Annotated in this window: 15 protein-coding genes; 9 read left to right on the forward strand and 6 right to left on the reverse strand. The window is 60.0% G+C overall.

Annotation, left to right across the window (positions count from 1 at the left end; translation table 11 throughout):
* The first annotated feature begins 133 nt into the window (after positions 1-133).
* Both D8U82_RS01920 and D8U82_RS01925 read left to right on the forward strand, forming a co-directional pair.
* Entirely contained in the window at positions 134-1,261 is a 1,128-nt protein-coding gene (locus tag D8U82_RS01920; protein WP_130901543.1) for an FAD-binding oxidoreductase, read from the forward strand.
* An 84-nt stretch (positions 1,262-1,345) separates the two neighbouring features.
* Positions 1,346-1,972, forward strand: a complete 627-nt coding sequence (locus tag D8U82_RS01925) for a transcriptional regulator (protein WP_122610760.1) — start codon at positions 1,346-1,348, stop codon at positions 1,970-1,972.
* Positions 1,973-2,073: 101 nt separating this feature from the next.
* On the opposite strand, the gene D8U82_RS01930 is transcribed toward D8U82_RS01925, so the two are convergent.
* The 6 genes from D8U82_RS01930 to D8U82_RS01955 all read right to left on the reverse strand — a co-directional run bounded on the left by D8U82_RS01930 (position 2,074) and on the right by D8U82_RS01955 (position 7,377).
* The gene (locus tag D8U82_RS01930) at positions 2,074-2,850 is read right to left on the reverse strand and encodes an ABC transporter substrate-binding protein (RefSeq protein WP_125927512.1); all 777 of its coding nucleotides are present in this window, start codon (positions 2,848-2,850) and stop codon (positions 2,074-2,076) included.
* A 262-nt stretch (positions 2,851-3,112) separates the two neighbouring features.
* Positions 3,113-3,565 carry a molybdopterin synthase catalytic subunit MoaE gene (gene moaE, locus D8U82_RS01935; RefSeq protein ID WP_130901544.1) on the reverse strand — a complete coding sequence of 151 codons (453 nt, stop codon included), beginning with the start codon at positions 3,563-3,565 and terminating at the stop codon, positions 3,113-3,115.
* A gap of 2 nt (positions 3,566-3,567) precedes the next feature.
* Positions 3,568-3,810 (reverse strand): MoaD/ThiS family protein, encoded by a 243-nt coding sequence (locus D8U82_RS01940; RefSeq protein WP_024011686.1) that lies wholly within the window; start codon positions 3,808-3,810, stop codon positions 3,568-3,570.
* Positions 3,807-4,280 carry a cyclic pyranopterin monophosphate synthase MoaC gene (gene moaC / locus D8U82_RS01945; protein WP_008080206.1) on the reverse strand — a complete coding sequence of 158 codons (474 nt, stop codon included), beginning with the start codon at positions 4,278-4,280 and terminating at the stop codon, positions 3,807-3,809. Before moaC ends, D8U82_RS01940 begins: the two co-directional genes overlap by 4 nt.
* Positions 4,281-4,519: 239 nt before the next feature.
* A complete protein-coding gene (locus D8U82_RS01950; RefSeq protein WP_024011685.1) occupies positions 4,520-5,914 on the reverse strand; it encodes a PhoH family protein in 1,395 nt (464 codons plus the stop codon).
* Between the two features lie 338 nt (positions 5,915-6,252).
* Entirely contained in the window at positions 6,253-7,377 is a 1,125-nt protein-coding gene (locus D8U82_RS01955; RefSeq protein WP_130887018.1) for a polysaccharide deacetylase family protein, read from the reverse strand.
* Between the two features lie 326 nt (positions 7,378-7,703).
* Between D8U82_RS01955 and yaaA the strand changes: the two genes are divergently transcribed.
* The 7 genes from yaaA to algG all read left to right on the forward strand — a co-directional run bounded on the left by yaaA (position 7,704) and on the right by algG (position 17,968).
* Positions 7,704-8,483: a peroxide stress protein YaaA gene (yaaA, locus tag D8U82_RS01960; RefSeq protein ID WP_016771594.1), complete on the forward strand. Its 780-nt coding sequence runs from the start codon at positions 7,704-7,706 to the stop codon at positions 8,481-8,483.
* Between the two features lie 808 nt (positions 8,484-9,291).
* Positions 9,292-10,608, forward strand: coding sequence for a UDP-glucose/GDP-mannose dehydrogenase family protein (locus tag D8U82_RS01965; RefSeq protein WP_130901545.1), 1,317 nt, complete (start codon positions 9,292-9,294; stop codon positions 10,606-10,608).
* Between the two features lie 79 nt (positions 10,609-10,687).
* Entirely contained in the window at positions 10,688-12,169 is a 1,482-nt protein-coding gene (gene alg8, locus D8U82_RS01970; protein ID WP_177434096.1) for a mannuronan synthase, read from the forward strand.
* Between the two features lie 35 nt (positions 12,170-12,204).
* A complete protein-coding gene (locus D8U82_RS01975) occupies positions 12,205-13,374 on the forward strand; it encodes an alginate biosynthesis protein Alg44 (protein ID WP_024011680.1) in 1,170 nt (389 codons plus the stop codon).
* Positions 13,375-13,383: 9 nt separating this feature from the next.
* Positions 13,384-14,892: an alginate biosynthesis TPR repeat lipoprotein AlgK gene (gene algK, locus D8U82_RS01980; RefSeq protein ID WP_177434097.1), complete on the forward strand. Its 1,509-nt coding sequence runs from the start codon at positions 13,384-13,386 to the stop codon at positions 14,890-14,892.
* Positions 14,889-16,370, forward strand: coding sequence for an alginate export family protein (locus D8U82_RS01985; protein ID WP_130901548.1), 1,482 nt, complete (start codon positions 14,889-14,891; stop codon positions 16,368-16,370). Before algK ends, D8U82_RS01985 begins: the two co-directional genes overlap by 4 nt.
* A 26-nt stretch (positions 16,371-16,396) precedes the next feature.
* The gene (algG, locus tag D8U82_RS01990) at positions 16,397-17,968 is read left to right on the forward strand and encodes a mannuronan 5-epimerase AlgG (RefSeq protein ID WP_051600606.1); all 1,572 of its coding nucleotides are present in this window, start codon (positions 16,397-16,399) and stop codon (positions 17,966-17,968) included.
* Positions 17,969-17,975: the final 7 nt, after the last annotated feature.

A 17,975-nucleotide genomic window follows, 5' to 3' on the forward strand; every position in this document is an offset into this window, starting at 1 on the left:
GGAAGCGAGCCTGCTCGCGAATGCGGTCTGACATTCACCGAAGATGTCGACTGATACACCGCTTTCGCGAGCAGGCTCGCTCCCACAAGGGACTAGCGAACGCCTTGATATTGCGTACCCACTGGAGACCTACATGAACCACGCAGATTTCATCATCATCGGCGGCGGGATTGCCGGCGCTTCTACCGGGTTCTGGCTGGCGCCGCACGGCAAAGTGATCGTGCTCGAGCGTGAAACCCATCCCGGCTATCACTCCACCGGTCGCTCCGCCGCGCTGTACACCGCCGCCTACGGCACCGCACAGGTCCGCGCACTGACTCAGGCGAGCCGCGCGTTTCTCGACAGTCCTCCGAGCGGTTTTTGCGAGCACCCACTGCTGACCCCGCGCGGCGAAATGACCGTCGACTTCATCGGTGATCCCGCCGAACTGAACAACCAATACCTCAGCGCCAAAGCCACGGTGCCGCAGATGCAACTGCTCAGCGCCGACGAAGCCTGCGCGCGCCTGCCGATCCTGCGCCGGGAAAAAGTCCACGGCGCGATCTACGATCCATCGGCCTGCGACATCGACACCGACGCGCTGCATCAAGGCTACCTGCGCGGCATTCGGCGCAATCACGGCGAAGTCCGCACCGATTGCGAGGTGCTCGGCTTGAGCCGCGATGCCGATGGCCTGTGGATCGTGCAGACCAACGGCGAGACATTCAGCGCACCGGTGCTCATCAACGCCGCCGGTGCCTGGGCCGACAAGATCGCTGCCCTGGCCGGCGCGCAGCCGCTGGGTCTGCAACCGAAACGCCGCGCCGCATTTATCTTTGCCGGCCCGGAAGGCGTGGACACTCATCACTGGCCGATGCTGGTCAGCCTCGACGAATCCTTCTACATGAAGCCCGACGCCGGCATGTTTCTCGGCTCGCCGGCCAACGCCGATCCGGTCGAACCACACGATGTGCAGCCGGAAGAACTCGACATCGCCATGGGCATTTATCAGATCGAAGAGGCCACCACGCTGACCATCCGCCGCCCGACCCGCACTTGGGCCGGTCTGCGCAGTTTCGTTGTCGACGGTGATCTGCTCAGCGGCTTCGATCCGCAAGTTCCGGGGCTGTTCTGGGTCGCCGCGCAGGGTGGTTACGGCATCCAGACGTCGCCAGCGATGGGCCAGGCCAGTGCGGCGCTGGTGCGCGGCGAGCCGTTTCCCGAGCACCTGCATGAATTCGGTCTGGACAGCGCCATGCTCTCCCCGGCCCGACTGGCTTGATCGCATCGACTCGTCGAAAAGATTGCGGCACACTCGCAGCGCCCCGGCACAAGGGGCGCTGACGCTGCCTGGAGCTCCACTGTCATGACTGCCCCCGAATTCGATCCGGCGCTGGATAACTTCCGCGCCATCGCCGACGCCATCGCCACGCTGTTCTTCCCCCACGCCGAGGTGGTGCTGCACGACCTGCGCACGCAGAAGGTCGACTACATCGCCAACAACCTGTCCAAGCGCGAGATCGGCGACGACTCGTCGCTGGAAGACATGCTCAGCGAGGATGTCAGCGACAGGAACATCGGCCCGTACGAAAAGCTCAACTGGGACGGTCAGAAAATTCGCAGCCTGAGTACCGTGCTGCGTGACAGCGAAGGTCGTCCGCTGGCGGTGCTGTGCATCAATCTGAATATTTCCCTGTTCGAGAACGCCAAGGCGGCGCTGGACCTGTTCCTGTCACCGAGCAAACTGATTCCGCAGCCGGACTCGCTGTTCCGTGATGACTGGCAGGAGCGCATCAACACTTTCCTCCACGCCTGGCTGCGCGAGCGGCAGTTGAGCCTGAACCTGCTGACCCGCGATCACAAACGCGAGCTGGTGCTGGCGCTGCACGCCGAGGGCGCGTTCAAGGGCAAGAGCGCCTCGAACTACGTGGCCAATGTGCTGAACATGGGGCGGGCGACGGTGTACAAGCATTTGAAGGAATTGAAAGGCTGAAGATTTGCTTCGCTAGCGCTGGCCTCTTCGCGAGCAGGCTCGCTCCCACATTTGGAATGCGTTACCCCTGTGGGAGCGAGCCTGCTCGCGAAAGCGCTTGATCAATCGCCGTAGATATCGGTCTTGAAATACTTCTCGGAAATCTTCTGGTACTCGCCATTCGCGCGAATCCCGTCGATGGCGCTGTTCAACTGGCTGACCAGTTCACCGTTGCCCTTGCGCACGGCAATCCCCGCGCCCTCGCCGACGTACTTCGGATCCTTCAGCTCCGGCCCGACAAACGCGTAACCCTTGCCACGCGGCATCGACAGGAAGTCATTGAGCGGAATGGTGTCGGCAAAAATCGCATCAAGGCGCCCCGCCGCCAGGTCCATGTAGATCTCTTCGTTGTTGCCGTAGCGCTTGACGTTGATGCCCTTGGGTTCGAACACCTCGGTGGCGTAACGATCAGTGGTGGTCGCGCGCTGCACGCCGACGTTCTTGCCTTTGAGGCTGGCGTACTGATCATCCACCGTAGCGCCTTCCTTCATGACCAGACGCGAAGAAGTGAAGTAATACTTGTGGCTGAAATCCACCGACTTCTTGCGATCTTCATTGATGGTCATCGACGACAGCGCCATGTCGATCTTCTTCACTTTCAGCGAAGGAATCAGCCCGTCGAACTCACCTTCAACCCACACGCACTTGACCTTCATCTGCGCACACAGGGCATTGCCGATGTCGTAGTCAAAACCGACGATTTCACCTTTATCGGTTTTCGACGCGAACGGCGGGTAAGCCGCTTCGATACCGATGCGCAGGGTTTTCTCGGCGGCAAAGACGCTGGCGGTGGCCAACAGGCTGAGGGCCAGACCGGTGATGAGGGGGAGTTTCTTCATGTTCGTTCTCTCGCGGGTTGTTGTTGGTTTGGCGAAGAAGAGCAGCTACAAGCGGCAAGCTGATAGCTGCAAGACAGAAGTTTTTTTATACTTGGAAATCCATACTGGACTCTCAGGTACAAATCGTCAATCGGGTAGAGAAGGAAGGATTTTCGGTGTCGCAGATGATGACTTCGCGAGCAGGCTCGCTCCCACAGGGGAACGCATTCCAATTGTGGGAGCGAGCCTGCTCGCGAAGACTGACTGGAGGGCGCTACAGGAATTACTTCTTCCAGCGATCGGCGGCGGCATGATCACTGTCCCGCCCTTCGACCCAACGTGGTCCATCGCTGGTATTTTCTTTCTTCCAGAACGGCGCGCGGGTTTTCAGGTAGTCCATGACGAAGGCGCAGGCATCGAACGCGGCCTGGCGATGGGCGCTGGCGGCGCCGACGAAGACGATCGGTTCGCCCGGTTCCAGCGCGCCAATGCGATGCAGCACTTCCAGTTTCAACAGCGGCCAGCGCTGCTCGGCTTCGACAGCGATCTTGCCGAGGGCCTTTTCGGTCATGCCCGGATAGTGTTCGAGGAACATCCCGGCCACGTCGAGCCCGTCGTTGAAGTCGCGCATATAACCGACAAAGCTCACCACCGCGCCCACACCGACATTGGCCGCGTGCATCGCATTGACTTCAGCGCCCGGATCGAACGGCGTGGCCTGCACGCGAATCGCCATGTTCAGCCTCCGGTCACGGTGGGGAAAAACGCCACTTCATCACCATCGACAACTGGCTCGTCGAGCTGGCAGAGGTCTTCGTTGCGTGCGCACATCAGGTTCTGCTCGCTCAGCACTTCGGCGCCATCACGTTCTGCCAACAGTGCCCGAACGTCATCGACGGTGGCGAAATCGCCTTCAACCGCAACCGAATCCACGCCCAGCGCTTCACGGTAGCGGGCAAAAAATTTCACCGTCAGTTTCATGGCTGCTCCGCCTGGAAGTGGCCGCTCTTGCCGCCGACTTTCTCCAGCAGCCGCACGCTTTCGATGGTCATGCCACGGTCGACAGCTTTGCACATGTCGTAAATGGTCAGGGCGGCGACGCTGGCGGCGGTCAGCGCTTCCATCTCGACACCGGTCTGCCCGGACAACTTGCAGCGGGCGACGATACGCACGCTGTCCTCACCCTCGGCGCTGAGTTCGACTTTGACGCCAGTCAGCATCAGCGGATGGCACAGGGGAATGAGATCGCTGGTTTTCTTCGCCGCCTGAATCCCGGCAATGCGCGCCACGGCGAACACATCGCCCTTGGGGTGGCCGCCGCTGACGATCATCTGCAGGGTTTCAGGGAGCATGCGCACCAGCGCTTGAGCCGTCGCTTCACGGAACGTCACGGCTTTTTCAGTGACGTCTACCATGTTGGCGCGACCTTGGGAATCGAGATGAGTCAGCACGGGATTACTCCTGATCAGGGGCGTGGATTGTAAACCTGTGGGTCAGATATCCGCATCACTGATTATGAAATCACCGTTGCCCCCTGTGGGAGCGAGCCTGCTCGCGAAAGCGGATTCAGATTCACTATAGATGTCGACTGATACGCCGCATTCGCGAGCAGGCTCGCTCCCACAGGAGATATGCATTTATCCATAAAAAAACCGGGCGGCCGATTGGCCGCCCGGTTCTGGGTGAGAGGTTACAGATGCGATTCGGCGTATTCGGCCAGGATCGAGCGAGGCACCCCTTGCAGGGTGATGTGCACACCGTTGGGGAAATCCTTGAAGCGTTCGGTCAGGTAGGTCAGCCCGGAGCTGGTCGCGGACAGGTACGGGGTGTCGATCTGCGCCAGGTTGCCCAGGCACACCACTTTGGAACCGGCGCCGGCACGGGTGATGATGGTTTTCATCTGGTGCGGCGTGAGGTTCTGGCATTCGTCGATCAGGATCAGGCTCTGCTGGAAGCTGCGACCGCGAATGTAGTTGAGCGATTTGAACTGCAACGGCACTTTGCTGAGGATGTAGTCGACGCTGCCATGGGTGTTTTCGTCATCCATGTGCAAGGCTTCGAGGTTGTCGGTGATGGCGCCCAGCCAAGGCTCCATTTTCTCCGCTTCGGTGCCGGGCAGGAAACCGATTTCCTGGTCCAGGCCCTGCACGCTGCGGGTGGCGATGATGCGGCGGTAACGCTTGCTAACCATGGTCTGCTCGATCGCAGCGGCCAGCGCCAGAATGGTCTTACCGGAACCGGCGGCGCCAGACAGGTTGACCAGATGAATGTCCGGGTCAAGCAACGCATACAGCGCCAGACTCTGATAGATGTCGCGCGGCTTCAGGCCCCAGGCCTCCTGATGCAGCAGCGGTTCCTGGTGCAGGTCGAGGATCAGCAGGCGGTCTTCCTGGATTTCCTTGATCCAGCCGACAAAGCCCTGCTCGTCGATGATGAACTCGTTGATGTGCACGGCCGGCAGGTTGTCGATCAGTTGCACCTGATGCCAGGTGCGGCCGTGGTCCTGACGGGTTTCGACCTTGCTCACGCGGTCCCAGAAGGAGCCAGTCATGTTGTGGTAGCCGTTGGGCAGCAGGGACACGTCATCGACCAACTGGTCGGTGCTGTAGTCCTCGGCGTCGATGCCACAGGCGCGCGCCTTGAGGCGCATGTTGATGTCTTTGGTGACCAGCACCACCGGTTTTTGCGGATCGCGGGTATGCAGATCAATCAGTTGGTTGATGATTTTGTTGTCGTTCAGGTGCTCGGGCAGAATCAGGTTCGACTCGGCCTGTTTGCTCATCAGAATTGACAGCAAGCCTTTCGGCCCGCCCTTGCCGCGCTGGATCGGCACACCCAGTTCGACGTCCTCGGGGGACGCATCGCCCAGCGTCTTGTCGATCAGGCGGATCGCCTGACGGCATTCGGCGGCCACGCTGTGATGGCCGCTCTTGAGCTTGTCCAGCTCTTCCAGCACGGTCATCGGGATGGCGACGTGGTGTTCTTCGAAATTCAGCAGGGCATTTGGATCGTGAATCAATACGTTGGTATCGAGTACATACAGGATTGGCTGGTTGGAGGAAGGGCTGCGTCCGTGATCATCCATACTCGGTCACCTTTGTGGGAGCCATTCGACGCAATACCTTGACAGTGCTGCGCCTCGAGGTGACTGCCGAATTCATCCACGAGGGCCTGGATGAGCTGCACACAATAGGAGTCTGGGAAGACGCCACCTGTGTTGCAGGTTTCGGCGGTCTGTCTTCGTAATACTCCAAAACCGATGACATAAAAAAGCACTTTGACGGTTTTTTTAAGTTTATTTTGCAGAGTGACGAAAAGCCCTTGGCGGACTCCCCGTACCCCGCTAAAGTCGGAAGTCCGCCTGCATCGAATTCCTCCTGAAAATTACCCCAAGCCCAATGTTTCCGGGCTTTTTGTCGTTTCTCAACGAAACGCGTCCTGACAGTCTTCCCAGCCAATGCCGCTCTGCGCAGTCTGGGTGATCAGCCACGGCAGCGACGTCTTCACCGCATCCTGTTTCATGTTGAAATTGATCACCCCGTGCCGCCACAGCAGCATCAGGGTCAACACTCGCTGCGCGCTGGCCGGCCCCTTGAGCTTGCCGGCACCGTCCTGGGCATCGATGTCCCACAGTGCCACTTGCAGGCCCTGGCTATTGAAAAAACCTTGCGCGTCACTGCGGCGCTGGCCATCCGGCGGACGGAATAGCGGCACGTAGTTTTCCGGCAGTTTGTTCTTCACCAGATCGGCGCTGCGCCGTACCGAATCCTGCCAGTCCTGCCAATGGCTGTGGGAGCGGAACTCCCAGCCCTGCACGCCCACGCACTGCCGGGAGAAACTCGCCTGCAGACTGCTGACCGAACGGCCGGCGAGTCGTGCCTGAATATCCTTGCCCAGGACAAAGAATGTCCCGCTCAGGTTCGATTTGCGCAGGTACTCGGCCAGCCAGTCGGTGTTGTCCGGTTGCACGTTGGCGGCGCTGTCGAACGTCAGCAGAAACAGCCGGTCGTGCATGTCGTCGCCGTTGCGCTCGTAGTCGCCGAAACGATCGAATTCGTTACTGGTTTGCGGCGACAGCGCCGCCTTGCGCATCAGCTCGTCGAGGTACTGCAGATGGAAGATCCGGCTCGGCTCGGCCCATTTGGTGTAATAGCTGTCGTCGCTGACCACGAACTTGGCCGCCTGCTCGCGCAGGGTCGGCAGGTCTTCGACGAGGAAGCAGAACGAGGCGTCCTGATCGCAGCTTTGCTGGGCGTGGTTGTAGTTGGCGAGCAAGCGCTGCCAGAGGCGCTGGCGCAGCTGATTGACCGCATCGATATTGACCGTGCGCAGGCCCAGGCGCTGGGCCAGTGCCGCCTCGTCGATGGACTCGGTGCCGAGCAGGCCGCGAGCGAACATGAGGATTTCCGCCCGCGACGCGACGTCGAACAGGGTCGGATTGCTGAGCTGCTCCGGCCAGGTCGTGCGATCCAGCGTCGCCGCGTCGCCGGGCGCCGCCATGGCGCCGAAGCTCAGCAGCCACGCGGTGAATATAAGAACAATGCGCAAAGGGATGTCTCCATAACAAAACCCGCGCGGCACTATAGCTGATGTGCAAGATTCAAGGTCGTCACCCTCACCCCAGCCCTCTCCCAGAGGGAGAGGGAGCTGACCGAGCGGTTCTTTCGATATCCGTCTACCTGAGCTATCGAGTCGAACTCAAATTTGAATCCAGCGAACATCGGCCCCCTCTCCCTCTGGGAGAGGGCTGGGGTGAGGGTAAAATCCACCAACCGTCGCAAATCCCGGCACTTGCACCGACCTATAACCCCCATAGCTGGAGTCAACAAGAACAACCCCCTAGAATCGCCCCCACGATTAAAGGAGACGACTTCATGCTGATGGTGATTTCCCCCGCCAAGACCCTCGACTACGAAACACCGCCGGCGACCCAGCGCTTCACCCAGCCGCAGTACCTCGACCATTCCCAGGAATTGATCCAGCAGTTGCGCGAGCTGAGTCCGGCGCAGATCAGCGAGTTGATGCACGTGTCCGACAAGATCGGTGGCCTCAACGCCGCGCGTTTCGGCAGCTGGACACCCGCCTTCACCCCAGAGAACGCCAAGCAGGCGCTGCTCGCCTTCAAGGGTGATGTGTACACCGGCCTCGACGCGCAATCCTTCAGCGAGGCGCAATTCGATTACGCGCAAAAGCACCTGCGCATGCTCTCTGGCCTTTATGGCCTGCTGCGGCCGCTGGACCTGATGCAACCCTATCGCCTGGAAATGGGCACCAAACTGGCCAACGCCCGTGGCAAGGATCTGTATGCGTTCTGGGGCACGCGCATCAGCGAGTGGCTGAACGAAGCGCTGGCCGAGCAAGGCGATGACGTACTGCTCAACCTTGCATCCAACGAATACTTTTCCGCGGTCAAGCGCAGCGCGTTGAAGGCGCGGATCATCAACACCGAGTTCAAGGATCAGAAGAACGGTCAGTACAAGATCATCAGTTTCTACGCGAAGAAAGCGCGCGGTCTGATGAGCCGTTTTGTTATCCAGGAACGCATCAACGACCCGGCTCAGCTCAAGCAATTCGATGTACAGGGTTATCGCTACAGCGCCGAGCAGTCGAAACCCGACAACCTGGTGTTTTTGCGCGACCACGCCCCGGAATAAAGCATGCCCTTTGCACGACTCTTTTCGTCAGGAGTCGTGCAGTCCGCCCGAAGTCAAAATCCCCCCGCGACATATCGCCAAATTCATGGCGCCAATAAAACCACACTCTATTTTCTAATTTTAGTTTCACTCGACACTGAAGTTTTTTTTCAGTAGTGGCACCTAAATTTTTTACCCGTAGTGGCACAAAACTATCGGCCCCGGTTTCGCCCCGATAATTAAAGGGCGAAATCGTTAGTGCTATCAATTTGCACCCAGTGCCATCTTCATCAATATTTCAAAAAATTTCGGCTGGCACGATGAGCGGGCTGGAACTATGTCCAAATGCGTTGCTCATACCACCGGTAACGATTCTCGCCGAGTTTGTACGAGATAACTTACGCAGAGCTGATAGCCATGTAACCAAGTTGTCACAGCAACTTGCCTGAGTGACTAACTAGTCTCAAAACAATCGAAGGACAGGAGATACGCACCATTAATATCCCCTACAAAGGCCAAGGCCGCGCCCCTATAAACGTGCTCGCCTGAGCACCTAACTGCTTGATTTACCGGCTCCCTACCGGACGTCGAGCAGGCTACACGACTGCACTAGAGTCTTCCCGCACGGAAGATCGGCTGCATAACAGGGCAAGTCATAACAACAAGGCCTAGTTGCGCACATCTTGAGTGCACTTATTAGACACTCGGAACTTTGTATGCCTGCACACGGCATTGTTGCGCCTGTAAGCCGCACTTCCGAGTGCACTAGTGACCGCTGAACACCATTAACTCCGGCCTCTAAGGCCTGATATATACAGAGGTAATTGCGATGCGCATCAGCATATTTGGTTTGGGTTACGTTGGCGCAGTATGTGCCGGTTGCCTGTCTGCACGGGGCCATGACGTAGTTGGCGTCGATGTTGCCAAAGACAAGATCGACATGATTAACGCCGGCAAATCGCCGATTGTAGAACCGGGCTTGGGCGAACTGCTGCAACAGGGAGTCCAGACCGCTCGTCTGCGCGGTACGACCAACTTCGCCGAGGCGATTCGTGATACCGACCTGTCGATGATCTGCGTCGGCACGCCGAGCAAAAAGAACGGCGACCTGGAACTGAACTACATCGAGGCCGTGTGCCGCGAGATCGGTTTTGTCCTGCGTGAAAAAACCACCCGTCACACCATCGTCGTGCGCAGCACAGTGTTGCCAGGCACCGTGGCCAACGTGGTCATCCCGATTCTGGAAGACTGCTCGGGCAAGAAGGCTGGCGTCGATTTTGGCGTAGCGGTCAACCCGGAATTCCTCCGCGAATCCACCGCCATTGCCGACTACGATCACCCACCGATGACCGTAATCGGCGAGTTCGATACCGCCTCGGGCGACGTTCTGCAATCGCTGTACGAAGAACTCGACGCACCGATCATCCGCAAGGACATCGCCGTTGCCGAGATGATCAAGTACACCTGCAACGTCTGGCACGCGACCAAAGTGACCTTCGCCAACGAGATCGGCAACATCGCCAAAGCGGTCGGCGTCGATGGTCGTGAAGTGATGGACGTAGTCTGCCAGGACAAGACCCTGAACCTGTCCCAGTACTACATGCGCCCGGGCTTCGCCTTCGGCGGTTCGTGCCTACCCAAAGACGTACGTGCGCTGACCTACCGCGCCGGTTCCCTGGACGTCGAGGCGCCGCTGCTCAACTCGCTGATGCGCAGTAACGAATCGCAAGTGCAGAACGCTTTCGACATCGTTGAAAGCCATGAAAAACGCAAAGTCGCCCTGCTCGGTCTGAGCTTCAAGGCCGGCACCGACGACCTGCGCGAAAGCCCGCTGGTCGAACTGGCGGAAATGCTGATCGGCAAGGGTTACGACCTGAGCATCTACGACAGCAACGTCGAATACGCCCGTGTCCACGGTGCGAACAAGGACTACATCGAATCGAAGATTCCGCACGTATCGTCCCTGCTCAACTCCGACTTCGACTCGGTGATCGACAACTCCGACGTGATCATCCTCGGCAACCGCGACGAGAAATTCCGTTCGCTGGCCCAGGAAGCGCCGCACGGCAAGCAAGTCATCGACCTGGTGGGCTTCATGGCCAAGCCCACCAGCGCCGGTAGCCGCACCGAAGGCATTTGCTGGTAAGGCAAGCCTCAAGCTTCAAGCCGCAAGCAAAGGCAACACGCTTGCGGCTTGAAGCCTCCATCACCTTCGGATGACGGTTATGACCAAGCTCAAACATTTTTTTCTGCACTCAGCCGGCTGGCTTTTTTATCTCAGTCTGCTGATGGGCCTGGCCTTGATGCTGCCCACGTCCACATTCGACTCCGAGTCGAAGGACTTCATTTTCCTGATTGGCGCCGTGGGTATCTGGCGCTACTCGATGGGTGCAACGCACTTTGTGCGCGGCATGATTTTTCTCTACATCGTTTACCCGCACTTGCGTCGCAAAGTACGCAAGCTGGGTAAAGCGGCCGATCCGTCGCATGTGTTTCTGATGGTCACCAGCTTTCGTATTGACGCGCTGACCACCGCGCAGGTCTACAGCTCGGTGATCCGCGAAGCCATCGACTGCGAACTGCCGACCACCATTGTCTGCTCGATCGTGGAAATGTCCGACGAGCTGCTGGTCAAGGCGCTGTGGGCGCGGATGAATCCGCCGGAGCGGGTCAAGCTCGACTTCGTGCGTATTCCCGGTACCGGCAAGCGCGATGGTCTGGCCTTCGGTTTCCGCGCGATCTCCCGTCACCTGCCGGACGACCGTGCCGTGGTGGCCGTGATCGACGGCGACACCGTGCTCGGCGAAGGCGTCGTGCGCAAGACCGTGCCGTGGTTCCAGCTGTTCGGCAATGTCGGCGGCCTGACCACCAACGAGTTCTGCGAAGTGCGCGGCGGCTACATCATGAGCGAATGGCACAAGCTGCGTTTCGCCCAGCGCCACATCAACATGTGCTCGATGGCCCTGTCCAAGCGCGTACTGACCATGACCGGTCGGATGTCGGTGTTCAAAGCCTCCGTGGTGACCAATCCGGAATTCATCGCCGACGTTGAAAGCGACTCGCTGCAACACTGGCGTCTGGGCCGCTTCAAGTTCCTGACCGGCGACGACAAGTCGAGCTGGTTCAGCCTGATGCGCCTGGGTTACGACACCTTCTACGTGCCGGACGCCGCGATCAACACCGTTGAGCATCCGCCGGAAAAGAGCTTCATCAAGGCCAGCCGCAAGCTGATGTTCCGCTGGTACGGCAACAACCTGCGCCAGAACTCTCGTGCACTGGGTCTGGGTATCCGTCGCCTCGGCGCGTTCACCTCGGTGGTGCTGTTCGACCAGCGCGTGTCGATGTGGACTTCGCTGCTCGGCCTGACCGTCGCACTGATCGCCAGCTTCAAGTACGGCACCGCATTCATCCTCGTGTACCTGCTGTGGATCGGCATCACCCGCCTGATCCTGACGCTGTTGCTGTCGTGTTCCGGCCACCGCATCGGCCCTGCTTACCCGGCGATTCTGTATTACAACCAGATCGTTGGCGCCTTGGTGAAGATCTACGTGTTCTTCCGCCTCGACCAACAATCCTGGACTCGCCAGCCCACATCCCTGACCCGTGATCTCGCCAGCTTTCAACGTTGGTTCAACACCTGGTCGTCTCGGACCATGACCTTCTCCGCCGGCAGCATTTTTGTCGCCGTGCTGCTGATGATGGTCTGACCCGCTCCTATTGAATTAACAAGGAAATCGCCCCTATGAATACCGCCGTCAACGTCAACGTAGTGCATGAATCCGAAGCCCAGCGCCAGCACGCTCGCGTGAAAATCCCGGCCAAGCTGCGTTTCTTCGGCCCTGACCGGACGCCGCTCGAAGCGCGGGTCCTCGATCTGTCGGCTGGCGGACTGGCGTTCAACGCCGGGCAGATGCCGCTGACCATCGGCGAGGTGTACAAGGCGCGTCTGCAATTTGTCATCGACAACCTCGGCCTGGCCATGGACGTTGAACTGCAGGTGCGTTCTTTCGATCGCGCCACCGGCCGCGCCGGCTGCCAGTTCCAGAACCTCGAACCGCAGGACATTTCCACCCTGCGCCACCTGATCACTTCGCACCTGGCCGGCGACATCGTCAGCATCGGCGAAGTGCTGGCGACCCTGCAGCGCGACAACTTCACCAAGGCGCGCAAGAACAAGACCAACGACACCGGCATGACCCCGTTCGGCCGCCTGAAAGCCGTGACCTTCAGCGCCGGTATTTTCGCCGTTGGCCTGGTCGCTGCCGGCTTCATCTTCAAGTCGGTGTACGGCATGTACTTCGTCAGCCACGCCCAGGCCGGTCTGGTCAGCGTGCCAGGGATGAACATCACCATGCCGCGCGACGGCACCGTACAAAGCCTGGTCAAGTCCGACGGCGTTGCCGCCAAAGGCGCACCGCTGGCGACCTTCAGCACCAGCATGCTCGACGTACTCAAGGGCCATCTGGCCGAAGACCAACTGGCCCCGGCCAAGGTCGAAGAACTGTTCGGCAAGCAAATGACCGGCACCCTGACTTCGCCGTGCGACTGCACCGTGGCCCAGCAACTGGTGGCTGACGGGCAGTACGCGAGCAAGGGCGACGTGATCTTCCAACTGGTGCCGCGCAACACCCAGGCCAACGTTGAAGCACGCTTCTCCTATCGCCAGTTCGGCGACGTGCGTCCGGGCACACCGGTGAGCTTCCAGATCGCCGGCGAAGACAAGACCCGCACCGGCAAGATCGTCAGCAGCACCAGCCTGAAGAGCGCCGACCTGTCCTCCGACATCCGCGTACAGATCCAGCCTGACGAGCCGCTCGACAGCAGCCTGGCCGGCCGCCCGGTGGAAGTGAACAGCGACCGTGGCCCGAACCTGAACTGGCTGATCGACAAAGCCATGGCTGCCGGTCTTTAAGTCGAGGACATGCCTGTGACTACGCATAACTTGAACACACCGCCGACCCTGGGGGAGCGAGCCTGCTCGCGAAAGGGCCAGCGCGGTTTGTCTGAAGTACCGAGTCGACTGCTTCGCGAGCAGGCTCGCTCCCACATGGGATTGATGGTGTGCTCGCTGGCACTAGCAGTTTCTCTAGCCGGTTGCGCCGGGCTGCCCGATCAGCGTCTGGCCAACGAAGCGCTCAAGCGTGGCGACACCGCCACCGCTGCGCAGAATTACCAGCAACTGGCCGATCTGGGTTACAGCGAGGCGCAAGTAGGCCTGGCTGATATCCAGGTCGACAGCCGCGACCCGGCGCAGATGAAACAGGCCGAAGCGACTTACCGCGCAGCGGCCAGCGTGTCGCCGCGTGCCCAGGCACGTCTGGGTCGTCTGCTGGTGGCCAAGCCGGGCTCCACCGAAGCCGAGCACCACGAAGCCGAAACGCTGCTGAAAAAAGCCGCCGCCAATGGCGAAGGCAACACGTTGATCCCGCTGGCGATGCTGTATCTGCAATACCCGCACAGCTTCCCCAACATCAACACTCAGCAGCAGATCGATCAATGGCGCAAGTCGGGCTACCCGGAAGCGGGTCTGGCGCAGGTGCTGCTGTATCGCACCCAGGGCACCTACGACCAGCATCTGGATGACGTGGAAAAAATCTGCAAGGCCGCGCTCAACACCACCGACATCTGCTACGTCGAACTCGCCACCGTTTACCAGAAACGTGGCCAGCCGGAGCAACAGGCCGAGCTGATCAAGCAGATGCAGGCCGGTTACAGCCGTGGCACCGTCACCGCGCAGCGTGTCGACTCCGTAGCCCGCGTGCTGGCCGATTCGACCTTGGGCAAGACCGACGAAAAAACTGCGCAGGCGCTGCTCGAGCCGATCGCTCCGGGCTACCCGGCGTCGTGGGTCACCCTCGCGCAATTGCTTTACGACTTCCCCGAACTGGGCGACGTCGACCAGATGATGAAGTACCTGGACAACGGCCGCGCTGCCGACCAGCCGCGCGCCGAACTGCTGCTGGGCAAGGTCTACTACGAAGGCAAACTGGTCCCGGCCGACGCGAAAGTCGCCGAGGAACATTTCCAGAAAGCCGTCGGCCGCGAAGTCGCCGCCGATTACTACCTCGGCCAGATCTACCGTCGTGGCTACCTGGGCAAGGTCTATCCGCAGAAGGCTCTGGACCATCTGCTGACAGCTGCGCGCAACGGCCAGAACAGTGCCGACTTCGCCATCGCCCAGTTGTTCTCCCAAGGCAAGGGCACCAAGCCCGATCCGCTGAATGCCTACGTGTTCAGCCAACTGGCCAAGGCGCAGAACACCCCGCAAGCCGATGAGCTGGCGGCGACCCTCGAGGCGCAACTGCCGCCCGAGCGCCTGCCCGAAGCCCGCCGCCTGTTGCAACAGGAACAGGCCAGCCGTGGCGCCCTGAACTCGAACACGCTGCAACTGCACGCCCTGCAAGAAGAAGACGGCGAGGAAAAACTATGAAGCTGAACCCATTCGTGAAGGCCGGTATTGGCCTCACCTTCGCGCTGCTCTGGTCTTGCCCGACACTGGCTGCGATGACTGAAAGCAAGAACTTCGGTCTGGAAGTGAAACTCACCGGCCAGTCCGAAGACGACCGTGACCTCGGCACTGCCGGCGGCGGCGATGTCAACGGCGTGGGCCTCGACCTGCGTCCGTGGATCTACGGCGAAAGCGGCGCGTGGAGCGCCTATGCGATGGGTCAGGCGGTGACCTCGACCGACATCATCGAGACCGACACCCTGCAGCAATCGGACGGCGAACAGGCCACCGACAACAGTGATCGCAAAACCAAGAAGAACTACCTGGCGATGCGCGAGTTCTGGGTCGGCTACAGCGGCCTCACCCCGTACCCGGGCGAGATGCTCAAGTTCGGTCGCCAGCGTCTGCGCAATGACGACGGCCAATGGCGCGACACCAACATCGAAGCGCTGAACTGGACCTTCGACACCACCCTGCTGCGGGCCAACGCCGGTGTCGCCGAGCGCTTCAGCGAATACCGCACCGACTTGAAAGAGTTGTCGCCGAAAGACAAGGATCGCCTGCACGCCTACGCCGACGCTGCTTACCAGTGGACACCGGGCCAGTGGGTCGGCATTCGCGGCCACCACACTCACGATGACGGCAAACTCGATTACGCCGAGCCGGGCGTCCCGCGCGATTCGCTGGACAAGACCGAGAACGGCGACATCAGCTGGATCGGCCTGACTGCCGACAGCGACGCCTACAACTGGCGCAACACCAACACCGTCAACTACTGGGGCAGCATCACCGGCATGAGCGGCGACCGCGACACGGTCAATGCGCTGAACGCCGACGGCACGCGCCCGACACAAGCCAAGCGCAGCGATGACATCAGCGGCTGGGCAGCCGACGTCGGCGTACGTCTGCGCCTCGATCCGCAGTGGCAAGTCGGCGGTGCCTACGCCCGCGCCAGTGCCGATTACGAGCAGAACGGTCTGGAGAGCAACCGCTCCAACTACACCGGTACCCGCTCGCGCGTGCACCGTTTCGGCGAAGCGTTCCGTGGCGAAATGAACAATTTGCAGACCGCCACCCTGTTCGGTTCGTGGATGGTCAACGACGAGTACGACGCCAGCCTGATCTACCACAAGTTCTGGCGTGTCGACGGCAACAAGCCGGTCGGCAGCAACGGCATCAATGCGGTGGAAAACAACACCGACGACGTCACCGGCGCAATCCTCTCCAGCACATCCTTGCCGCTTGAAGATGGCAACAAGGACCTGGGTCAGGAAATGGACCTGGTCGTCACCAAGTACTTCAAGCAAGGCCTGTTGCCGGCGGCGTTGAGCCAGTCGATCGACGAGCCTTCGGCACTGGTGCGTTTCCGTGGCGGTGTATTCAAACCGGGCGATGCCTACGGCAGCCAGGTTGATTCCTACATGCACCGCGCATTCATTGACGTGATCTGGCGCTTCTGATGCAAACCGCCAAGGGAGTGCCCGACATGATCAGCACCAGAACAGGCTCACTCAGCCTGCTGGCCGGCGCGATGCTGCTGGCCAGCGCCGGCGCCTTCGCCAATGTTGAACCGGCGAAACCTGCGACCGTGGCCAAAGAACTGCAACAGGCCAAGACCTACACCGTCAGCAGCGCGCCGACCGACGCACTGAAACTGGCCAAGCCGACACTGCCCGACCTCTCCGGCTTCACCGCCGAAGCCGCTGCCGCGAAGATCGTGCGCAGCAAGCCGGGCAAGATCAGCGTGCGCCGGATGATGCAGGAAAACGCCCTGAAGGACTTCATCGGCGGCGATAACAAGATGGCCGAATGGGTGGTGCGTCAGCACGGCATCCCGCAGGCCATCTTCATCGACGACGGCTACATGAACCTCAAGGATCTGGCGAAAAAACTGCCCAAGCAGTATTTCAGCGAGACGTCCCCGGGCGTGTACCTGGCCAAATTGCCGATCGTGGTCGGCGAGAAAGGCATCCTCGAAATCGATGGTCAGACCCAGGAACTGCGCCTGTCCCAAGAGGCCGGTTCGTTCCTGGTCAACGACGGCAAACTGTTTGTGCGTGACACCAAAGTCACCGGCTGGCGCGAGAAGGACAACGGCCCGGCGACCTTCCGTTCGCCGAAGGAATTCCGTCCGTTCCTGCTCGCCTGGGGCGGCACCGAGACCTACATCGTCAACAGCAAGATGGCCAGTTTCGGTTACGCCAACAGTAAGTCGTACGGGGTGAGTATTTCCCAGTACACGCCGAACATGGCCAAAGTCCTCAAGCGCCCGGAACCGACCGGCTGGATCGTCGGCTCCGAGTTCTCGGACATGTGGTACGGCTTCTACTGCTACGAAACCAGCGACTTTGTGGTCAAGGGCAACACCTACAAAGACAACATCGTCTACGGCATCGACCCGCATGACCGCTCGCACCGTCTGATCATTGCCGAGAACACCGTTCACGGCACGAAGAAGAAGCACGGGATCATTATTTCCCGTGAGGTCAACGACAGCTTCATCTTCAACAACAAGAGTTTCGACAACAAGTTGTCGGGCCTGGTGATCGACCGTAACAGCGTCAACAACATCATTGCCTACAACGAGATCTACAAGAACCACACCGACGGCATCACGCTCTACGAGTCTGCCGACAACCTGCTGTGGGGCAACAAGGTCATCAGCAATACCCGTCACGGCATTCGTATCCGTAACAGCGTGAACATCCGCCTCTACGAAAACGTTGCCATGACCAACGGCCTGACCGGTATCTACGGCCACATCAAGGACCTGACCGACACCGACCGTGACATCAAGCTCGACCCGTTCGACGCGCAGGTTTCGCTGATCGTCGTCGGCGGCGAGCTGGCGGCCAATGGCAGCGGCCCGCTGTCGATCGACTCGCCGCTGAGTGTCGAGCTGTATCGCGTGTCGATGCTGGCGCCGACCAAGTCCAGCGGGATCAGCTTCAACGGCATCCTCGGCGAGCGCCAGGATGAAATTCTCGATCTGTTGGTGCGCCAGCAGAAAGCCGTGCTGATCGACCCTGTCGAACGCCAGACCGAATTGCAGGACTGAGGATAAT

The organism is Pseudomonas sp. Sample_23, assembly GCF_004307595.1.
Classification (GTDB): Bacteria; Pseudomonadota; Gammaproteobacteria; order Pseudomonadales; family Pseudomonadaceae; genus Aquipseudomonas; species Aquipseudomonas atacamensis.